This is a genomic window from Halomonas alkalisoli, assembly GCF_021412585.1.
GTDB lineage: Bacteria > Pseudomonadota > Gammaproteobacteria > Pseudomonadales > Halomonadaceae > Halomonas > Halomonas alkalisoli.
Map to the genome: position 1 here is coordinate 49,716 of NZ_JAKCMI010000009.1, position 20,525 is coordinate 70,240.

The following is a 20,525-nucleotide window of genomic DNA, read 5'->3' on the forward strand; positions in this document are numbered from 1 at the left end:
ACCAACCATGACTCTAACAGAACTTCGCTATATCGTAACCTTGGCCCAGGAGCGCCACTTCGGACGCGCCGCCGAACGCTGCTTCGTCTCCCAGCCGACCCTGTCGGTGGCGGTCAAGAAGCTCGAGGAGGAGCTGGGGGTAGCGCTCTTCGAGCGCTCCAAGTCCACCGTTCAGGTGACCCCCATGGGCGAGAGGATCGTCGAGCAGGCCCAGCGCGTGCTGGAGCAGAGCAGCGTGATCAAGGAGCTGGCCAACGCCGGCAAGGACCAGCTGGCGAGCCCCCTGCGCATCGGCGCCATCTACACCATCGGCCCCTACCTGTTCCCGCACCTGGTCCCGGCACTGGCCCGCAGCGCACCGCAGATGTCGCTCTATATCGAGGAAGGGTTTACCGCCAGCCTGAGGCACAAGCTGAGGAGCGGTGAGCTCGACGCCATCATCATCGCACTGCCGTTCAACGAGACCGATGTCGTCACCAAGCCGCTCTACGACGAGGAATTCGAGGTGCTGATCCCCGCCGACCATGCCTGGGCGCAGCGCGAGCACATCGACAAGGAGGACCTCCTCAACGAGCGCCTGCTGTTGCTGGGTGAGGGGCACTGCTTCCGCGACCAGATACTCGAGGCGTGTCCGGCCATCAGCCACAAGCTCAACAGCCCCCACAACACCCTGACGGCCGAGGGCGGCTCGCTGGAGACCATCCGCCATATGGTGGCCTCCAAGCTCGGCATCACGGTACTGCCCCGCTCGGCCATCGGTACCGTCCATTACGAGACCGGGCTGCTCACCAGCCGACCGTTCAGCGCCCCGGCACCCTCGCGCACCGTGGCCATCGCCTGGCGTGCCAGCTTCCCCCGACCGCGCGCCATCGACGCCGTGACCAATGCCATCACACAGTGTCATGAGGCACTCCCCGAGACGGCATGAACGCTGACATGAACGCACTCGACGCGCCGGTCACCTCTCTCAAGGGCGTTGGCGAGGCGCTGGTGCTGAAGCTGGCCCGGCTGCGTGTGGCCTGCGTGGCGGACCTGCTCTTCCACCTGCCGCTGCGCTACCAGGACCGTACCCGCATCACGCCCATCGGCACCCTGCGTGCCGGACACGAGGCCGTGGTGGAGGGGGAGGTCATGGCCAGCGAGGTGGTGCGCGGTCGGCGTCGCAGCCTGCTGGTGCGGCTTCGAGACGGCTCGGGCATCCTCAGCCTGCGCTTCTTCCATTTCTCGCCGGCCCAGCAGCAGCAGTTCCGCCCGGGAGCGAGAATACGCGGCTTCGGCGAGGCCCGGGCCGGTGCCACCGGGCTCGAGATCTATCATCCCGAGTATCGGCTGCTGAGCGACGACGCCCCGCCGGTGGAGGATCACCTGACACCGATCTATCCCACCACCGAAGGGCTGCATCAGACGCGACTGCGGGCGCTGATCGAGCAGGCGCTGGCACAGCTCGACGCCGCCCCCGAGGCGCTGCCCGACTGGCTACCCGACTCGCTTCGACAGCGCTTCGGCCTGCCCGAGCTGCACCACTGCCTGAAGGTGCTGCATCAACCACCGCCGGATGCGGACCCCGACCAGCTGGCCAGCGGCCTGCACCCCGCCAGCCGACGGCTGGCCCTTGAAGAACTGCTCGCCCACCGCCTCAGCCTGCGCGAGGTCCGCCTACGCATCCAGCAGGACGGCGCGCCGGCACTGCCCAGCGGGCGCAGCCTGCAGACGCGCTTCCTCACCCAGCTGCCCTTCTCGCTGACCGGCGCCCAGCGTCGAGTCCTCGACGAAATCGGCACCGACCTGGCCCGCGAGGTACCCATGCTGCGCCTGGTCCAGGGGGACGTGGGCTCGGGCAAGACGGTGGTGGCGGCCATGGCCGCGCTGTCGGCCATCGCCGGCGACTGCCAGGCGGCGATGATGGCACCCACCGAGATCCTGGCCGAACAGCATTACCGGACCTTCCGCGCCTGGTTCGAGCCGCTCGGCATCGAAGTGGCCTGGCTGGCCGGCAAGCTCAAGGGCAAGGCACGGCTGGATACCAAGGCCGCCATCCTCGATGGCCGGGCCCGCATGGTGGTGGGTACCCACGCCCTGTTCCAGGGCGACGTACACTTCCAGCGCCTGGGCCTCGCCATCGTCGACGAACAGCACCGCTTCGGCGTGCACCAGCGCCTGGCGCTGCGCGAGAAGGGCGAGGCCGGCGGCCTGACCCCCCACCAGCTGGTCATGACCGCCACGCCGATCCCCCGCACCCTGGCGATGAGCGCCTATGCCGACCTGGACGTCTCCGTGATCGACGAGCTGCCCCCCGGGCGCACCCCGGTCAAGACGGTGGTGGTTCCCGACGAGCGCCGGCCCGACGTGGTGGCGCGCATCCGCCACGCCTGCGCCGAAGGCCGCCAGGCCTACTGGGTCTGCACCCTGATCGAGGAGTCCGAAGCCCTGCAGTGCCAGGCCGCCGAGGCGACCCACGCAGAGCTCGGCGAGGCGCTGCCCGAACTAGCCATCGGCCTGGTCCACGGGCGCATGAAGGCGACGGAGAAGGCCACGGTGATGGACGCCTTCAAGGCCGGCGAGCTCGACCTGCTGGTGGCCACCACGGTGATCGAGGTCGGGGTCGATGTGCCCAACGCCAGCCTGATGATCATCGAGAACCCGGAGCGGCTGGGACTATCGCAGCTTCATCAGCTGCGCGGCCGAGTCGGGCGGGGCTCCACCGAGAGCTTCTGCGTCCTGCTCTACCACGGCCCGCTCTCGGCCCATTCCCGGGAGCGGCTGGGCGTCATGCGCGAAACCACCGATGGCTTCCGCATCGCCGAGAAGGATCTGGAGCTGCGTGGCCCCGGTGAGGTGCTGGGCACCCGCCAGACGGGGCTCGCCCAGATGAAGATCGCCGACCTGGAGCGCGACGCCGACCTGCTGGAGCGAGTCTCGCCGCTGGCCGATGCGCTGCTCGCCAGCCACCCCGAGGCCAGCCAGCCGTTGATTCGCCGCTGGCTGGGCGAGCAGGCGGGGCGCTACGGGCAGGTGTGATGCCCGTCTGTCGCAGGATGTTGGTCGATGAATGTTGGTGATGAAGGCTGATGGGGAATGGCTGATACGAGCGGCACCGCTAGGCTATGTACGAAAAGTCGGCGAGCGAAGGTCAGGCAAGGCAAAAATCGGCGAAAAAGCGGAGTTTACGGGGTGTAAATGAGAATTATGAGCCGCTTTTTAACGCCGCATGGCCAAGCGCAGGCAGTTTTCGTACAAAGCCTAATGCCGCGATGTCCGTGCCATTGTCAGGATGGTGAGCGGCGGCCTACAAGTGCTTCAACAGCTTCTGCAGCTTGTTGAGGTCGCTGGAGTCACCGACCAGACGCACGTTACCGGCCATCATGCCGTCGAGGAAGGCCTGCTGGGTCGGCTTGCGAAGCACCTTGATGGCGGTGGCCTCGTCCTCGAAACGCAGCTCCAGGTCGAGATCCACGGGAAGGCCCGCCCCCGCGTGGATGCCCCGGGGCGACATGCGGTAATGCCGTGCGATGGAGAGATTCTCGGTGGCGATACCCCAGTCGAGGCTACGCATCTCGGTCAGGGTTTCGCGAAAGCGCGGCTTGCGGCGCAGGGCGCGCTTGAGCAACAAGCCCAGCAGCCACAGCATGAGTCGCAGCTTCATGGCGAATCCACTTCGAACAGGAACAGGAAGAAACCGCGGCCTGCAACGAAGGCAGGCCGCGCCACGGAAGCATTCAGCGTGGCGTCAGCCCTTGCCGACAGCATCCTTGAGCCCTTTACCGGGCTTGAAGGCCACGGTCTTGCTGGCCGGGATGGCCAGGGGTTGGCCGGTCTGCGGGTTCTTGCCGGTGCGGGCGGCTCGCTCGCGCACGGTGAAAGTCCCGAAACCGATCAGTGAGACGTCCTGCCCCTGAGCCACGCTACCGGTGATCTCGTCGAGAATGACGTTGAGCACCTGGCTCGCCTTGTCCTTCGAAAGTTCCGCACGCTCGGCAATTGCCGCAGCAAGTTCTGGTTTGCGCATAAAGCCCCTCCTGGTTTTGGCGATATCCCGACGCTGGGCGTCGGTGTGTTGTTATCCGCGCGATCGGTTCATGAAGCATGAACCGCCTGTCGCTTCCGGGTATGAAGCCCCTGATGTACCAAGTATGAAACCCTTGCTCCCCGGAAAACGTCCATGCGAGGTGATACTGTCGTTCCCTACGGGCCAGCTGGCCGCAGTGTCACCGACGTCACTAGCCTAGCAACGGCGGTGTGGCTCGCGCCAGCTCAACTTTCCGACGCACGCAGCTCCCTGTCAACGCAAAACCGATCAAACGTTCGTCTTGTGTCTCGGCAAAGGCCGCCAGATCACGGCCTTCCCCTTCGATTCGCCAGCGCGCCGGTGCCCGGGTCGGCGGCAGTGCCACGACAGGCAGCAGCGGGGTCTTGACCAGTATCGGCCATGCCCCGAAGGCCACCTGGGAAGGCTCGCCGGTCAATGTTCGCGCCAGCGCCTTGGCGCTGGCCTGAAGCGGCTGTACGTACATGGCGTTGACCCCGTCGACGCAGGCCACGTCCCCCAGGGCGTATACCGCGGGTGCCGACGTCGCCAGCCGGCGATCCACCAGGATGCCCGCCGCGCCGACCTTGATGGCTGCCGACGCGGCCAGTTCCGTTCGCGGCCGCAGCCCGGTGGCCACCAGCACCAGGTCGGCCTCAAGCCGGCTGCCGTCGCTCAGCGTGATTCCGATGGCGCTGCCGACGCTTTCCAGCGCTTCCAGGCTGCGTCCCAGCGCCAGCGTCATGCCGGCTTCGACGAAGGCCTCTCCCAGCGCACGCCCCAGCGGCTCCGGCAGCAGTCGCGGCAGCGGTGCACTCTCCGGCGCCACCAGGCTGATTTCGTGTCCGCCGGCGATCAGGTCATTGGCGAATTCGCAGCCGACCAGGCCCGCACCGATGATGGCCACCCGGGCCCGGCGGCCCAACGCTTCCAGCGCAGCATGGAATCGACGGTAGTCGTCGAGGTCGTTGATGGTGAAGACGCGCCCGGCCACTGTGTCGGGAATCTTGAAGGGCACCGCCGGTGCCGCCCCGGTGGCCAGTACCAGTTCGCTCCAGGGCAGGCGCTCCTCACCGATGAGCAGCGCACGCGCCTCAATGTCGATGCCCTCCACCCGGGTATGGGTGCGCATCACCACCCCCAGCTGGTCGGCCGCTTCCAGCGCCGAGCGGGTGGCCAACCGAGCGGGCGGCAGGCCCTTGGCGAAGCCGGTGGAGAGCAGTGGCTTGGCGTAGTCATCGCCACTATCGGCGGTGATCAGGGTGATGGGGCGCGCCGTATCCCGGGCACGCACCTGCCGGGCCAGGCCAAGGCCCGCCATGCCGGAGCCGACAATGATCAGGGGAGCGGTCATGAAACTCCTTGCCGTATCGCGGGGGCTGGCATGCCTTCGATGCCGCCCACTACAGGGAATCGAGTCAGATCCGCATGTTACACTATGCGCCCCCCGATCGACCTGGAGAGCAAGGTGACCCGGAGACATGCGGTGCGCCACGACCCCACCCGCTTGACCCCGAAAGCCGTAAGCTGGCGGCCGCTGGCGGCTGGCCAGCCGGCCATGAGCCCGGCCTGGTGGGCCTGGGTCGCCTCGCGGGACTCCCTCACCGCCCGGTTGATCGAGGCCGGTGGCGAGAAGGCCTTCCGTGTGCGCCTGCTCGACCAGCGCCCGGGGCGGCCACGCCCCGACGAGGCCAGGGCCCTGGGCCTGCCCGTCGGTCGCCTCGCCTGGCTGCGCGAAGTGGCACTCTGCCTGGACGAACGCCCCTGGGTGGTGGCGCGCTCGGTGGCGCCGCTGGCGCAGCTGCGTGGGCAACGCCTCGACCGGCTCGGGGAACGCTCGCTGGGGAGCTGGCTGTTTCGACAGCCGGGCCTGGAGCGCAGCCCCATCGAAGTGACGGCCTCCCCGCCCCCGTTCCATTGCCAGAGCGGCCCCTGGGGCCGTCGCTCGGTATTTCGCCACGATCGCTTTGCCGTTCTGGTGCAGGAGTTCTTCCTCGACGCCATGGCGGATGAACTGGCGCTGCCTTCACGTTAGGATGAGCGCCATCGATTGAGGAGGCTCCGATGGACCGATCCCTGCTGCATCCCACCGGCCTGGCCCGCGTGCCCGACTTCCTGCACCTGATGCGCCTGGACCGCCCCATCGGCACCTGGCTGCTGATGTGGCCCACCCTCTGGGCGCTGTGGGTGGCCGCCGAGGGCATCCCCGGGCGCAACGTGCTGCTGATCTTCATCGCCGGCGTCTACCTGATGCGGGCGGCCGGCTGTGTGGTCAACGACTACGCCGACCGTCACTTCGATGGGCACGTCAAGCGCACGAAGAACCGCCCCCTGGCCACCGGTCGCATCCGTGAGCGCGAGGCCCAGGTGCTGTTCGCGATGCTGGTGATGGCCGCCTTCATACTGGTGCTGTTCACCAACCTGTTCACGGTGATGCTGTCGCTGGTCGGGGTGGTGCTGGCCTTCATCTATCCGTTCATGAAGCGCTACACCCACCTGCCCCAGGTCTTCCTCGGTGCCGCCTTCTCCTGGGCGATTCCCATGGCCTTCGGCGCCGTGCTGGGCCACGTGCCGGTGGAGGCCTGGCTGCTGTTCTGCGCCAATGTGGCCTGGACCGTGGCCTACGATACCGAGTACGCCATGGTCGACCGCGACGACGACCTGCGCATCGGCATCAAGTCCACCGCCGTGCTGTTCGGCCGCGCCGACCGGCTGATGATCGGCCTGCTGCAGGGGGCCACCCTGGCCCTGCTGGCCTGGGTCGGCCTGCGCCTGGGGCTGGGTCTGTTCTTCTGGCTGGGTCTTGCGGCCATGGCGGCCACCTTCGTGCATCAGCAGACCCTGATTCGTACCCGGGATCGGGATCGCTGCTTCCAGGCGTTCCTGAACAACCACTGGTCGGGCCTGCTGGTCTTCGCCGGCATCGCCCTCAGCCTCTGGCCCACCCTGAACGGCTGAATCAGGCAAGGTGCTATCGTCAATCACGTATTACCCGGCTGACGTTAACGACAGTATAGTTTGATTTTATAAACCTTTTCTCCGGTCCATGCTGTAGGTACAACGCGGGTGAACAACGCCCGACAGGCAGCAGAGGACAGGACCATGTACAAGGTCGATACCCAACAAGCCACAACCTCATCCGCCGGCCGCGAAGCGGCAGCGGGGCATCCGGGGCTCAACCGGCACCTGTGGATGCCGTTCAGCTCCAATCGTGACTTCCACGCCAATCCGCGCATGATCACCGGTGCCGAAGGCCGCTACTACATCGATGACCGTGGTCGGCGACTGTTCGACTCGCTGTCGGGTCTCTGGACCAGCGGTGCGGGACACAACCGGGTGGAGATCCAGCAGGCGGTGAGCCGCCAGCTGGGCAGCCTGGACTTCGCGCCGGGCTTCCAGGTCGCCCACCCGCTGGCCTTCGAACTCGCCGAGAAGGTGGCCAGCCTGACCCCTGCCGGCCTCGACCACGTCTTCTTCACCAACTCCGGCTCCGATGCCGCCGACACCGCGGTGAAGATGGCCAGGGCCTACTGGCGGCTCAAGGGGCGCCCGGAGAAGACCCGGTTGATCGGCCGTGCCAAGGGCTACCACGGCGTCAACGTCGGCGGCACCAGCCTTGGCGGGATCGGCGGCAACCGCAAACACTACGGGCAACTGCTCGACGTGACCCACCTGCCCCACACCCTGCAGCCCCACCTCGCCTTCACCCGCGGCCAGGCCGAGAGCGGCGCCGAGCTCGCCGATGCCCTGCTCGACCAGATCGCCCTGCACGACGCCTCCAATATCGCGGCGGTCCTCGTCGAGCCCATGTCGGGCTCCGGCGGCGTCATCGTGCCGCCGAAGGGCTATCTTGAACGACTCCGCGAGATCTGCAGCGCCCATGACATCCTGCTGATCTTCGACGAGGTGATTACCGCCTTCGGCCGCAGCGGTGCGACCACCGGTGCCGAGGCCTTCGGCGTGACGCCGGACATGATGAATATCGCCAAGCAGCTCACCAACGGTGCGGTGCCCATGGGCGCGGTGATCGCCTCCGGCGAGATCTTCGATACCTTCATGCACGCCGGCGGGCCCGAGCACGCCATCGAATTTCCCCACGGCTACACCTACAGCGCCCACCCGGTGGCCTGTGCCGCCGCCCTGGCCTCCCTCGACCTGCTCGAGCGGGAGGACTTCCCCGGCCAGGTTCGCGCCATTGCCCCGGTATTCGAGGAGAAGCTCCACGCTCTCAAGGGTCGGCCCCACGTGGTGGATATCCGCAACCACGGGCTGGCCGGTGCGATTCAGCTGGCCCCCCGTGACGGTGATCCCACCGTGCGGCCTCGCGACGCCCACCTGGCGCTCTGGCAAGCGGGGTTCTATGTGCGCTACGGCGGCGACACCCTGCAGTTCGGCCCGCCATTCGGCTCGACGGAAGCGGAGCTCGAGCGGCTCTTCGACGCCGTGGCCACGACCCTCGATTCCCTGACTTGAAGCCTAGCCACAAGGAGCGCCCGATGGACCTCGTTTCCCACCTGATCAACGGTGAAAAGTGCCACAGCCCCAACACTCTGCCGGTGACCAATCCCTCCACCGGCGAAACCATTCGCCAGGTGGCGGACGGTGACAAGGCCACGGTCGAGCAGGCCATCGCCGCGGCACGGGCGGCCTTTCCCGCCTGGCGCGACACCCCGCCGGCCAAGCGCGCCCAGGTGATGTACCGTTTCAAGCAGCTGCTCGAGACCCACGCCGACCGCCTGGTCCAGCTGATCAGCGAAGAGCACGGCAAGACCCTGGAAGACGCCATGGGTGAGCTCAAGCGCGGCATCGAAAACGTCGAGTACGCCTGTGGCGTGCCAGAACTGCTCAAGGGCGAGTACTCCCACAATGCCGGCCCCGGCATCGATGCCTGGTCCAATTTCCAGCCGCTCGGGATCGTCGCCGGCATCACGCCGTTCAACTTCCCCGCCATGGTCCCGCTGTGGATGTATCCCATGGCCATCGCCTGCGGCAATGCCTTCATTCTCAAGCCCTCGGAGAAGGACCCCACGGCGACACTCGCCGTGGCCGAGCTGCTGCACGAGGCCGGCCTGCCCAACGGGGTGATCAACGTGGTGCACGGAGGCCGCGAGACCGTCGAAGCGCTGCTGGACGCTCCCGACGTCAAGGCGATCTCCTTCGTCGGCTCCACTCCCGTGGCCGAGGCGATCTATACCCGTGGCAGCGCCAATGGCAAGCGCGTCCAGGCCCTGGGTGGCGCGAAGAACCACGCCGTGCTCCTGCCGGATGCCGATCTGGAGAACGCCGCCAATACCCTGATGGGGGCCGCCTATGGCAGCTGCGGTGAGCGTTGCATGGCGATCTCCGTGGCGGTCTGCGTGGGCGACGAGACGGCCGACCGCCTGGTGGAGACGCTGCTGCCCAAGATCGCCGGACTGAAGGTCGGTGCCGGCACCGAGCGCGGCCTCGACATGGGCCCTCTGGTCACCGCCGAGCATCGCGACAAGGTACTCGGCTATATCGAGGACGGCGTCGCCTCGGGCGCCCAGCTCGTTGCCGATGGACGCGAAATCAAGGTGGCGGGGCACGAGGATGGCTACTTCGTCGGCGGCTGCCTGTTCGACCGGGTGACCCCTGAGATGCGTATCTACCGGGAAGAGATCTTCGGCCCGGTGCTCTGCGTGGTTCGCGTCGCCAGCCTCGACGAGGCCATGGCGTTGATCAATGCCCACGAATATGGCAACGGTACTTGCCTGTTCACCCGGGATGGCGAAGCCGCACGACGCTTTGCCGATGGCATCGAGGTCGGCATGGTCGGCATCAACGTGCCGCTGCCGGTGCCGGTCGCCTACCACAGCTTCGGCGGCTGGAAGCGTTCGCTGTTCGGCGACCTCCACGCCTACGGCCCCGACTCGGTGCGCTTCTATACCCGGCGCAAGGCCGTTTCACAGCGTTGGCCCTCGAGCTTCGAGGCCAGTTCGGCGGAGTTCTCCTTCCCCTCCAGCGGCAGCTGAATCACGCCGGTCGCTTGAGCCAGGCAGTCGCTGACGCCTCAGTGGCGGTGCCGATGCAGTAGCTCCCCTGCATCGGCACGGCCATCGCCTGCGCTCTGGACCCGCACATGGATGTCGATCTCCCCACGCTCGGCAAACATCAGGGTCAGCGGGAAGCTGTCGCCCTCGCGCAATGGTGCGACAAGGTCCATCAACATCAAGTGATACCCCCCGCCCGGACGCATGGTCAGCAGGGTGCTGGCGGGCACTTCGATCTCACTTACCGAAAACATGCGCATGACGCCGCCTTCCATGGCCATGTCATGAAGCTCGACGGTATCGCTGGCCGGGGTGCTCGCCCCCACCAGTACGTCGGGCACCTCACTGGCGGTGGAAATATCCAGGTAGACGGCAGCGTGGTCGACGCTGGGCGGTGACGGCGTGGCAAACGGGTGGGTGATCAACAGGTCATCGAGCCGATACTCCTGTGCCATGGCCGGAGCGGCCATGGACAGGGTGGCAGCCAGCATCAGAAAAATTATGGGACGCATGGTGAAATCCTTGTGCTGCTTGCGAATACACTCAGACACCCATGAGGGTAGCAGTTCCCTGACGCTGCCTGCCCGGCTCAGGAGGTTGGCAGCCCCCGATAGTGGCTGTCCCACATCAGTACTGCACCGGCCACGGCGCCGGGAAGCAGGAAGAGATTGGCCAGCGGGATCCAGGTGATCAGCGTAACCCAGGCCCCGTAACTCAGCGTCGGCCAACGGCGTGCCGACAGACGACGCCGCATGTCGGCGAAACTGACCTTGTTGTTGTCCATGGGATAGTCGAGATAGGTGATGGCCATGATCCAGGCGGAGAACAGGAGCCAGAGCAGTGGAGCGATCAGGTTGACGGCGGGAATCCAGCTGACCACGAACAGCAACGCCATCCTGGGGAGGATATAGCCGAGCTTGACCAGTTCGCGACCCAGTGCATCCACCGCCGTCCTGGCCAACCCCCTGTCGTCCAGCGGCGGCCGCCCGGTGGCCACCACCTCCACCCTGGCGGCCAGGAAGCCATAGAAGGGGGCGGCTATCAGGTGCGTCACCAGGGTAAAGGTGAAAAAGACGATCAACACCAGGCTGAGCACGAACAGTGGCCAGATCAGCCAGGAGAGCCACTCCAGCCAGCTCGGGACCATGGCCATCCAGCCGTCGAGCCAGCCTCCGAAATGGGAAACCACGTAGTAAAGCATCAGGCCGTACACCACCAGGTTGATGCCGATCGGCACGAAGACGTAACGGCGCATGCCCGGTGCGTAGGCCAGCCGAGTACCACGGACCAGGGCCGTGAAGGCATCCAGCATCGGTTTTTCCTCATGGCGTAGAGGGGGGATGACAAGGGAGCCCCTGGCGACAGGTTGTCGCAAGGCTGGAGCAAGGGGGACCTTGCCGTATAAGATGGCGCACAGGCGCGCTGCAGCGCAATATTATTCAACGCTTTTCCGACCTGTACCGACCACCGACAACAACAAGCCGAGCAGACGACACCCATGACCGACCTCGACGACGTACCCGCTCCCCAGGGACAGCTGACCCTCAAACTACTGGCCTCTCGCCAGGACACCAATCTCTTTGGCGACATACCCGGCGGCTGGCTGGTCAGCCACATGGACCAGGCCGCCGAACTGGCAGCCGGCCGAGAGGCCCATGGCCGCACCGCCACCGTGGCCATCGAAACCATGGATTTCCTGTGCCCGGTGCGGGTGGGGTCGATCGTCAATATCTTTACTGCCGTTCGCGAGATTGGCCATAGCTCGGTCAAGATCGACGTGGAAGTCTGGATCCGCCAACCCCACGAGCGCGATGGGGACGAACTCCACAAGGTCACCGAGGCCCGTTTCGTGATGGTGGCACTCGACGACAAGGGGCGGATCCGCGCGGTCCACCAGCCGGGCTGAGCCGAGCGGCACCCCAAACGCGACAGGGGCGCCGTATGGCGCCCCTGTGGTTACCCCTTGCGGATCAGTCCCTGAGGTTCTCGCGGGTCCTGAGGTAGTCGAATTCACCCACGTCATGGAACGGCCGCACCAGACTCTGGAAAGCCTGGTAGGACTCGTAGACCTTGGCGGAATCCGGATCGTTCTCCACCTGATTCTGAATGACCTGCTGCGAGGACTCGTAGAGCGCCTCGACGACATCATCGGGGAAGGTGCGCAGCTGGACACCGTGCTCCTCCACCAGGGTATCCAGCGCCTGGGCGTTGCGATAGGCGAACTCGCTGATCATCGCCAGGTTGGAGGCGCGAGCCGCCTCGGTCACTACCGCCTTGAGATCGTCGGGCAGCGCATTCCAGGCATCCAGGTTGACGGTTCCCTCCAGCACCGCAGTGGGCTCGTTCCACGGCGAGGTGTAGTAGTAGTCGGCGACCTGATGCAGGCCGAAGGCCATGTCGTTATAGGGGCCGACCCAGTCGGCAGCGTCGAGCACCCCGGTCTGCATGGAGGTGAATATCTCACCGCCCGCCATGTTGACGGTGGTGACACCGATGCCATTCATGGCTTCACCGGCCAGGCCGGGCAGGCGCAGTTTCAACCCCTGCATGTCCTCGAGGGAGTTGATCTCCTCCTTGAACCAGCCGGCCATCTGCGCACCGGTGTTGCCCACGGGGAAGGGCTTCAGGTTGTGCTTGGCATAGATTTCATCCCACAGCTCCTGGCCGCCGCCATAGTAGAGCCAGGCATTGGTTTCGGTAGTGTTCATACCGAACGGCACCGCGGTGAAGAACTGCGACGCGGCGACCTTACCCCGCCAGTAGTAGGCGGCGGAGTGGCCCATTTCAGCGGTACCGGCGGCGACGGCATCGAAGACTTCCATTGCCGGCACCAGCTCGCCGGCGCCGTGCACGCGTACGCGCATGCGGCCGTTGGAGAGCGTCTCGATGCGCTCGGCGAAGTCATTGGCACCGGTGCCCAGGGCGGGGAAGTTGGTCGGCCAGGAAGTGACCATGTCCCAGGTGATGGTCTCCTGCGCGCTGGCCGTGGATACGAAAGCGGCTGCTGCGACGCCGACGGCACCGAGGCCGACGGTCTTGAGACTGTTCTTCAGAAAAAAGCGACGTTGCATGGCGTACGTGACTCCGAGGGTGATTATTCTGATTCGCGTCTTGTATGGCGCGATGTGTCCGCCTGAGAGTATGCGTAAGGACAAATTAGGCAGCAAGCGCGCCTTTTGACGTAGACGTCAACGTACCCGGGGAGCGCAGCCGTAAAGCGGCGTTTCCCTATAGCGGGGTGAGCTTGGCAAACCCCAACACCAGCCACTTGTCACCCTCGCCTTCGAAGCTGACCTGGACCCGGGCTCGCTCTCCCTCGCCCTCGGCGTTGAGGATCACCCCTTCGCCGAACACCGGATGCAGCACCCGCTGCCCCAGGCTCAGGCTGGGGAGATCGCCGCCGCCGTTGACCGAGGTCTGGCGGGAGAGCCCAACCGCAGGGCGCATGGCCGTGACCGGCCGGGAGATCTGTCCCCGCAGCCGTACCTCTTCCATGTACTCGTCGGGAATCTCGCGCAGGAAGCGCGAGGCCCGCTGGAAGGTCTCCTTGCCGTGCATGCGCCGGATCTCGGCATAGGTCAGGTAGAGCTTGCGCATGGCCCGGGTCAGGCCCACATAGCAGAGCCGGCGCTCCTCCTCGAGACGCCCGGGCTCCTCCAGCGACATCTTGTGAGGAAACAGCCCCTCCTCGACCCCGGCGATGAACACCACCGGGAACTCCAGCCCCTTGGCGGAGTGCAGCGTCATCAGCTGCACGCAGTCCTCGAACTCGTCGGCCTCGTGCTCGCCAGAATTGAGCGCCGCCTCGGAGAGGAAGGCCTCCAGTGCCACGCCGCCCTCTCCCGTCTCCGGCGGCTCGAGTGCCTCGCCCTGGGTGAAAGCGCGGGCGGCATTGATCAGTTCCTCGAGGTTCTCGACCCGTGCCTGCCCCTTCTCGCCCTTCTCGCTGCGGTGGTGCTCGACCAGGCCCGAATGCTCGATCACATGGGCGATGATCTCGTGCAGCGACATGCCGGCGGTCTCGTTGTCCAGCCGCTCGATGAGGTCGGCGAACGCCTGAATGGCGTTGCCGGCGCGCCCCTTGAGCGACGCGTCGGCAAGCCCGTCATGCAGGGCCTGCCACAGCGTGACGTCGGCATGGCGGGCTCGTTCGCGCAGGATCTCCACGGTGCGGGTGCCGATGCCCCGGGCCGGCACATTGATGATGCGCTCCAGCGAGGCGTCGTCATCGCGATTGAGCAACAGGCGCAGATAGGCCAGGGCATTGCGGATCTCAAGGCGCTCGTAGAAGCGATGGCCCCCGTAGATGCGATAGGGCATCCCCTGGCGGATCAAGGTCTCCTCCAGCACCCGCGACTGGGCGTTGGAGCGGTAGAGAATGGCGATCTCGCGGCGATTGTACCCCTCGTCGACCTTCTCCTTGATGGTATCGACGATGAAGCGCGCCTCATCCAGGTCGTTGAAGCCGGCATAGAGCGAGATCGGCTCGCCGCGGCTACCAGCCGTCCACAGCTCCTTGCCCATGCGATCGGCGTTGTGGCTGATCAGGGCATTGGCGGCTTCGAGAATGGCGCTGGTGGAGCGATAGTTCTGCTCCAGCCGAACGGTGCGAGTATCGCGAAACTCCTGCTCGAAGCGGCGGATATTCTCCACCCGCGCGCCGCGCCAACCGTAGATGGACTGGTCGTCGTCGCCGACCACCGTCATCGGCGTCTTCATGCCGGAGAGCAGCTTGAGCCAGGCATACTGCAGGGTATTGGTGTCCTGGAACTCGTCGACCAGCACATGGCCGAAGCGCTCCTGGTAGTGGGCCAGCAGCGCCGGGTTGTCGCGCAGCAGCTCCAGGCTGCGCAGCAGCAGTTCGCCGAAGTCGACCAGCCCGCCCCGCTCGCAGGTCAGCTGGTAGCGCTCATAGAGATCCACCATCTGTGCCAGGTAGGCATCGCCATGGGCATCCACCTGATGCGGCCGCAGCCCCTCTTCCTTGCAGCCGGAAATAAATGACTGCACCTGGCGCGGCGGATAGCGCTCGTCATCGACGTGATTCTCCTTGAGCAGGCGCTTGACCAGGCGAAGCTGGTCGTCGCTGTCGATGATCTGGAAGTGCTGGGGCAGGCGGGCGTCCTGCCAGTGGGTACGCAGCAGGCGATGGGCGATAGAGTGGAAGGTACCGACCCAGACGTTGCGCAGCGACAGCCCCAGCAGCGCCTCGAGGCGGGTGCGCATCTCCCGCGCGGCCTTGTTGGTGAAGGTCACGGCGAGCACGGCGTAGGGCGACAGGCCCTCGACCTGCATCAGCCAGGCGATGCGATGCACCAGCACACGGGTCTTGCCGGAACCCGCCCCGGCCAGCACCAGCATGTTGCCCTGGGGAGCGCTGACCGCCTCGTGCTGAGCCGGGTTCAACTGATCGAGAATCGCCGTGACGTCGTCCATGGGAAGGGTACTGCCGCTCGAAAAATGAGCGCTCAGCTTAGCATATCCAGATGACGCATAAGACTCATCAGGCGCCTGGCGGAGGCGGCAACGTCAGTGGTTATCGTCATACACCGGCAACACCGCCGGGAGTCCTTCGGCCTCCAGTCGTGAGCTGAAGCTACTCCCACAGCGGCGTGGCATCGTCGGTGGGTAGAATCGCTGTTGGAGCGCTCGGTTCGGCGCTCCGAGTTCCCATCGCGACTGGCGCCGTCAGGCGCCTTGGTGGGGGCGGCAATGTCAGTGGTTATCGTCAGACACCGGCAACACCGCCAGGAGTCCTTCGGCCTCCAGTCGTGAGCTGAAGCTTCCTCCCACAGTGCGTGGCACCATTGGTGGAGAAGATCGCTGTTGGAGCGCTGCTCTGCATCGCGACTGGCGCCGTCAGGCGCCTTGGCGGGGGCGGCAACGTCAGTGGTTATCGTCAGACACCGGCAACACCGCCGGGAGTCCTTCGGCCTCCAGTCGTGAGCTAAAGCTACTCCTACAGCGGTGTAGCTCCTTCCGTGGAGAAAGCAGCTGTTGGAGCGCTGCTCTGCATCGCGACTGGCGCCGTCAGGCGCCTTGGCGGAGGCCGCAGTGTTATCCCCAACGCTGGGCTACGGCTTGCCTTCCTGCTCCGGAAACCTAAGCGGCGTCAGGCTCTTCTTCACCGCCTTGAGCTGCTCGGCGAGCCTGGGGCCACGGGTCTTGGCCACTCCGACCGCCAGCACGTCGACCAGAACCAGGTGGGCGATGCGCGAGCTCATCGGGGTGTAGATCTCGGTATCCTCGTGCACGTCGATATAGAGCGGCAGGGTCACCTCCTCGGCCAGCGGCGAGCCGCTGGGACACAGGCCGATCACCGTGGCACCGGCCTCGCGGGCCAGGCGCACGCTGGCGACAAGCGCCCGGGTCCGGCCGGTCTGAGAGATCGCCACCACGACATCGCCTTCCTTGAGGGTCACCGCCGACATGTTCTGCATGTGCGGGTCGGCGTAAGCGGCGGTGGAGATCTGCAGGCGGAAGAACTTGTGCTGGGCGTCGAAGGCCACCGCACCCGATGCGCCGAAACCGTAGAACTCCACCCGATTGGCCATGGCCAGCGCCTGGATAGCCCGACTCAGGGCCTCGTTGTCCATCCGATCGCGCACCGACAGCAGGGTGCCCACGGTGGAGTCGAAGATGCTCTGGGAGAATTCGGCCACCGAATCGTCATCGTTCATCGAGAACTGGGCGAACTGGCTGCCGGAAGCCAGCATCTGTGCCAGCTTGAGCTTGAAGTCCTGGAAGCCATTGCAGCCCAGCGCCCGGCAGAACCGCACCACGGTGGGTTCGCTGACCTTGGACTCGGTCGCCAGGTCGACGATGCGCATATGGATCACTTCATCGGGATTGCGCAGAACGTAGCGCGCCACCTTCTGCTCGGAGCGGCGAAAGTGCTCCATGCGGCGTCTCATTTCATCGAACAGGGCGCGGCTCACGCTGAACTCCTTGGTTGGCAGTCGCAGGGTTCAGTATGCCCCATCACGAAGACGATATGGAATTTCGCCCTGCTGCGTGAAATGACCCACTTAGTCATCATCCTGTCAAGTAGGGTATAGTAGAAAAGCTTGGCCGCCATCTAGCTGGGTGACGGCATGCCGACAACCGTAGGCAAGAAGAGACGACAAAGAAGAAGAGGGAGAGTCGATCATGAGCAAGATCGAACGCGTAACTTCCGTCAAGAGTGAGCTTCTCGACATCTTCATGAGCTTGAAAGTCGCCGAACACGAGAGACGCTCACGCACCGCCGCTCAGCGCAACCTGAGGGCGCGCCGCGGCATCGAGCTGCACAACGAATTCAAACAGCTGGAGCGAAATATCGCCGATCTGGCCGAAGACGAAAAGCATTGACGACGGCCGCCTGTCGGCGGCCGTCCAAGGCAGTCGCTCAAGCCCCGTCCGGCGGGGCTCAGGGACCTGTCACCCCAGCAAGCTGTTGATGAACACCAGGATCACGCCCAGCGGCGCAATATAGCGCGCCACGACATACCAGACCGTCTCGCTGCCAGCGCTCAGGTTCAGCTCCCCGGCGACGCTCTTGCGATCCAGGCACCAGCCCACGAAGACGATGGCACCAAGGCCGGTCAGCGGCAGCAGGATCTTGCTGGTGAAGGTATCCAGCAGGTCGAAGACGTTGAGGCCGAAGATCAGGAACTCATCCCAGACGTTGAACGACATCAATGCCGCGATACCCAGCGCCCAGACCGCAACGCCACCGACCAATGTGGCCATCACCCGGGTCAGCGGCGATCGCTCCTCGACGAACTCCACCACCGGCTCCAGCAGTGAAATCGCAGAGGTCAGGGCGGCGAAGGTCAGCAGCAGGAAGAACATCAGGCCGAGAATCATCCCACCGGTCATGTTGCCGAAGGCCAGCGGCAGGGTGACGAAGATCAAGCCCGGCCCTTCTCCGGCACTCAGGCCGTTGGCGAATACGATGGGGAAGATGGCCAGCCCCGCCAGCAGCGCGATGACGGTATCCAGGATGATCACCGTGCGCGCCGTACCCAACAGGTTGACGTCCTCACCCAGGTAGGAACCGTAGGCCATCATGATGCCCATCCCCAACGACAGGGTGAAGAAGGCCTGGCCCATGGCGGCCAGTACGATATCACCGCTCAAGGCACCCCAGTCGGGGCTGAACATGAAGGCCAGCGCCTCACCGAAGTGACCCGTGGTCATGCCATAGCCCACCAGCACGATCATCAATACCACCAGCGCCGGCATCAGCGTGCGCACGGCGCCTTCCAGGCCCTTGGTCACCCCGCGAGCGACGATCCATACCACCAGCGCCATGAAGGCGGTATGCCACAGCAGCAGCACACCCGGGCTACCCAGCAGGCCACCGAAGATGGCCCCGACGCTGTCGGCATCCTGGCCGGTGAAGGTGCCGGTAACGGAGTTGAGGGTGTAGTAGAGGGACCAGCCACCGATGACACTGTAGAAGGAGAGAATCAGGAAGGCGGCCAGCACCCCGCTGACGCCGACCAGCGCCCAGGCCCTGGTTTTTCCGCTACTGGTAGCCAGCTTCAACATGGCATTGACGGGATTGTTCTGTCCACGACGCCCGATCAGCCACTCGGCGACGAGTATCGGCAGGCCGATCACCGCGACACAGGCCAGGTAGACCAGCACGAAGGCGGCGCCACCGCTCTCCCCCACCATATAGGAGAAACGCCAGATATTGCCCAGGCCCACCGCGGAGCCGGCAGCAGCTAGCACGAAGGTCATCTTCGACGACCACTGTGCATGGACGAGTTTCGACATGAATCACCTATTGTTGTGTATCAGGTTGTTGGTCTGTCTCAAGCACAAAAACACAGAAGATAGGAAGGTTTTTGACTCGAATTACGGCAAATCTATCCGATCATACGCTCGAAGGCCAGCGTCGATATGCCTTAGAACAGGCTCGTTTGCCGCTCTCCGGCAAAGTCACCCATCGGCAACAGGCCGATGTCGTCGGCAAAGGCTTGATAGAGCCTCCTGGCCAACTGCGGGGCCTGAAGGTTGTTGGCGGTATGCACAAAAAGGAAAGGGGTTTTCCCCTGTTTTATCCACAGCCTGATCTGGTTAATCCAGGGCTGGAAATAATGCCAGTTGACCGACTCATCCAGATGCCCGATGAAGCGAATCAGCGGTTGCTCTCCCGTGGAAAGCACGTGTAATGGGCATCGTGGCTTTTCGTTCTGGGCGTGGACAAGGGCTGGGCTACCCTCCGCCGACGTCGAGAACAGTGCGCGAACGTCGAGCATGGCGCGGTTGGCACGGTGAGTTATCAACAGGCGGTTCAAGGCAACTTCAGCCACCCCCTTGTGGAAAAACTCGGGATGACGAACCTCCACGGCGCAGGCAATGCCGGGCGGCCAGCGCGCAAGCAACGCCTCGAGCCGAGGCAGTTCGCTATAACCGAAATTTCGCGGTAGCTGGACAAGGAGCGGGCCCAGGCGATCGTGCAGCGGCGCAAGGGCTTCGAGAAAGGCATCGAAACCCGACTCGACACCCTGGAGTCGCTGCTCATGGGTCAACGTCGCCGGCAGCTTGAAGCAGAAGCGGAAGTTGGCAGGGACCTGGCGCGACCAGCCTGCCACCGTCTCCGACCGGGGCGCCCCACTATAGAAGGTCGTGTTGCCCTCCACCGCGGAGAACACCCGGGCGTAGTCGGCCAACCAGCCCTCCTGGCCCCCGTAGGGCGGGTAAAGGGAGCCACACCACTCGGGATTGGCCCACATGGGCAAACCCAGATACAGTCTGGACAACCTTGCCATACTCCTGTAACAAAATTAATCGGAAACAACGCCTGGCAACTGGCAGCATGAGCGGCCCGCCCCACGCTGTAGAAGGAAGCTGCGCCCAACGACCATGGAAATGACGCTCAATCTTGTCCTGTTCGCGCAGTTGAACGCTGCACCCGAGAGCAATCCTCGCCTGCTGGTGCTGGCGGAGGTCTTGGCCGTTTACCTGATCTGGCTGGTGCCGGCCCTGCTGGTTATTGGCTGGCTACGCGGAAGCGACCGCTTGAAACGCCCCTTGCTCGAGGCTTTCATGGCCACCCTACTGGCCCTGACCGCCAGCGGGTTGATCGGCCATCTCTGGCCCATGCCCCGGCCCTTCATGATCCCGGTAGGGTTCACGTTCCTGGAACATGCGCCTACCCCCGCCTTCCCCAGCAACCATGCCACGATCATGCTGACCATGGCCTTCAGCCTGCTGCTGCATGCCGAGACCCGACGTATCGGACGCTACCTGCTGCTGCTGGCGGTGCCGGTTGCCTGGGCGCGGGTCTTTCTCGGCGTTCATTTCCCCCAGGACATGCTCGGTGCCCTGCTGCTGGCCGCGTGCATGGCTACGCTGGTCGGCGCCAGCCGCAGCTGGCTGATCCTGCCGTTCTACCACCATGTGGCAAGGCGACTCTACCGCCTGCTGTTCGCCCCGCTGATTCGCCGTGGTTGGGTACAACGCTGAGCCCGATGCGGGCTCGGCGCCATCCCGGG

The 20,525-nt window shown here is 65.0% G+C and carries 19 protein-coding genes; 9 read left to right on the top strand and 10 right to left on the bottom strand.

Annotation, left to right across the window (positions count from 1 at the left end; genetic code table 11):
- Nucleotides 1-7 precede the first annotated feature (7 nt).
- A complete protein-coding gene (locus tag LY622_RS01400) occupies nucleotides 8-928 on the top strand; it encodes a hydrogen peroxide-inducible genes activator (RefSeq protein WP_234289251.1) in 921 nt (306 codons plus the stop codon).
- 8 nt (nucleotides 929-936) lie between these two features.
- Entirely contained in the window at nucleotides 937-3,018 is a 2,082-nt protein-coding gene (gene recG / locus LY622_RS01405; protein ID WP_234289252.1) for an ATP-dependent DNA helicase RecG, read from the top strand.
- Between the two features lie 268 nt (nucleotides 3,019-3,286).
- On the opposite strand, the gene LY622_RS01410 is transcribed toward recG, so the two are convergent.
- From LY622_RS01410 to LY622_RS01420, 3 genes are all read right to left on the bottom strand, one after another.
- On the bottom strand, nucleotides 3,287-3,643 hold the full coding sequence (locus LY622_RS01410; protein WP_234289253.1) for a hypothetical protein: 357 nt from the start codon (nucleotides 3,641-3,643) through the stop codon (nucleotides 3,287-3,289).
- Nucleotides 3,644-3,727: 84 nt separating this feature from the next.
- On the bottom strand, nucleotides 3,728-4,006 hold the full coding sequence (locus LY622_RS01415) for an HU family DNA-binding protein (protein ID WP_010625919.1): 279 nt from the start codon (nucleotides 4,004-4,006) through the stop codon (nucleotides 3,728-3,730).
- Between the two features lie 211 nt (nucleotides 4,007-4,217).
- Nucleotides 4,218-5,378, bottom strand: a complete 1,161-nt coding sequence (locus LY622_RS01420) for an FAD-dependent oxidoreductase (protein WP_234289254.1) — start codon at nucleotides 5,376-5,378, stop codon at nucleotides 4,218-4,220.
- Nucleotides 5,379-5,492: 114 nt separating this feature from the next.
- On the opposite strand from LY622_RS01420, the gene LY622_RS01425 reads away from it, so the two are divergent.
- From LY622_RS01425 to LY622_RS01440, 4 genes are all read left to right on the top strand, one after another.
- A complete protein-coding gene (locus tag LY622_RS01425) occupies nucleotides 5,493-6,059 on the top strand; it encodes a chorismate--pyruvate lyase family protein (RefSeq protein ID WP_234289255.1) in 567 nt (188 codons plus the stop codon).
- Between the two features lie 29 nt (nucleotides 6,060-6,088).
- Nucleotides 6,089-6,982: a 4-hydroxybenzoate octaprenyltransferase gene (ubiA, locus tag LY622_RS01430; RefSeq protein WP_234289256.1), complete on the top strand. Its 894-nt coding sequence runs from the start codon at nucleotides 6,089-6,091 to the stop codon at nucleotides 6,980-6,982.
- Between the two features lie 144 nt (nucleotides 6,983-7,126).
- Nucleotides 7,127-8,497, top strand: a complete 1,371-nt coding sequence (aptA, locus tag LY622_RS01435; RefSeq protein ID WP_305038555.1) for an omega-aminotransferase AptA — start codon at nucleotides 7,127-7,129, stop codon at nucleotides 8,495-8,497.
- 23 nt (nucleotides 8,498-8,520) lie between these two features.
- Nucleotides 8,521-10,017 carry a CoA-acylating methylmalonate-semialdehyde dehydrogenase gene (locus LY622_RS01440; protein WP_234289257.1) on the top strand — a complete coding sequence of 499 codons (1,497 nt, stop codon included), beginning with the start codon at nucleotides 8,521-8,523 and terminating at the stop codon, nucleotides 10,015-10,017.
- Nucleotides 10,018-10,055: 38 nt separating this feature from the next.
- On the opposite strand, the gene LY622_RS01445 is transcribed toward LY622_RS01440, so the two are convergent.
- Nucleotides 10,056-10,547: a copper chaperone PCu(A)C gene (locus LY622_RS01445; protein ID WP_234289258.1), complete on the bottom strand. Its 492-nt coding sequence runs from the start codon at nucleotides 10,545-10,547 to the stop codon at nucleotides 10,056-10,058.
- A gap of 77 nt (nucleotides 10,548-10,624) precedes the next feature.
- Entirely contained in the window at nucleotides 10,625-11,347 is a 723-nt protein-coding gene (cysZ, locus tag LY622_RS01450) for a sulfate transporter CysZ (RefSeq protein WP_234289259.1), read from the bottom strand.
- A gap of 186 nt (nucleotides 11,348-11,533) precedes the next feature.
- Between cysZ and LY622_RS01455 the strand changes: the two genes are divergently transcribed.
- Nucleotides 11,534-11,941, top strand: coding sequence for an acyl-CoA thioesterase (locus LY622_RS01455; RefSeq protein WP_234289260.1), 408 nt, complete (start codon nucleotides 11,534-11,536; stop codon nucleotides 11,939-11,941).
- A 64-nt stretch (nucleotides 11,942-12,005) separates the two neighbouring features.
- Here LY622_RS01455 and LY622_RS01460 read toward each other — a convergent pair whose 3' ends face one another.
- The 3 genes from LY622_RS01460 to hexR all read right to left on the bottom strand — a co-directional run bounded on the left by LY622_RS01460 (nucleotide 12,006) and on the right by hexR (nucleotide 16,973).
- Complete coding sequence (locus LY622_RS01460) at nucleotides 12,006-13,106, bottom strand: TRAP transporter substrate-binding protein (protein ID WP_234289261.1); 1,101 nt, start codon at nucleotides 13,104-13,106, stop codon at nucleotides 12,006-12,008.
- A gap of 157 nt (nucleotides 13,107-13,263) precedes the next feature.
- Entirely contained in the window at nucleotides 13,264-15,471 is a 2,208-nt protein-coding gene (uvrD, locus tag LY622_RS01465; protein ID WP_234279839.1) for a DNA helicase II, read from the bottom strand.
- A gap of 638 nt (nucleotides 15,472-16,109) precedes the next feature.
- Nucleotides 16,110-16,973, bottom strand: coding sequence for a transcriptional regulator HexR (gene hexR, locus LY622_RS01470; RefSeq protein WP_114478175.1), 864 nt, complete (start codon nucleotides 16,971-16,973; stop codon nucleotides 16,110-16,112).
- Between the two features lie 211 nt (nucleotides 16,974-17,184).
- On the opposite strand from hexR, the gene LY622_RS01475 reads away from it, so the two are divergent.
- The gene (locus LY622_RS01475) at nucleotides 17,185-17,385 is read left to right on the top strand and encodes a PA3496 family putative envelope integrity protein (RefSeq protein ID WP_043517401.1); all 201 of its coding nucleotides are present in this window, start codon (nucleotides 17,185-17,187) and stop codon (nucleotides 17,383-17,385) included.
- A 69-nt stretch (nucleotides 17,386-17,454) separates the two neighbouring features.
- Here the strand turns inward: LY622_RS01475 and LY622_RS01480 are convergent, their stop codons facing one another.
- Together LY622_RS01480 and LY622_RS01485 are read right to left on the bottom strand one after the other, a co-directional pair.
- The gene (locus LY622_RS01480; RefSeq protein ID WP_234289262.1) at nucleotides 17,455-18,801 is read right to left on the bottom strand and encodes a sodium-dependent transporter; all 1,347 of its coding nucleotides are present in this window, start codon (nucleotides 18,799-18,801) and stop codon (nucleotides 17,455-17,457) included.
- A 131-nt stretch (nucleotides 18,802-18,932) separates the two neighbouring features.
- On the bottom strand, nucleotides 18,933-19,799 hold the full coding sequence (locus LY622_RS01485) for a DUF72 domain-containing protein (RefSeq protein WP_234289263.1): 867 nt from the start codon (nucleotides 19,797-19,799) through the stop codon (nucleotides 18,933-18,935).
- 100 nt (nucleotides 19,800-19,899) lie between these two features.
- Here LY622_RS01485 and LY622_RS01490 point away from each other — a divergent pair, with 100 nt between their 5' ends.
- Complete coding sequence (locus LY622_RS01490; protein WP_234289264.1) at nucleotides 19,900-20,496, top strand: phosphatase PAP2 family protein; 597 nt, start codon at nucleotides 19,900-19,902, stop codon at nucleotides 20,494-20,496.
- Nucleotides 20,497-20,525 lie beyond the last annotated feature (29 nt).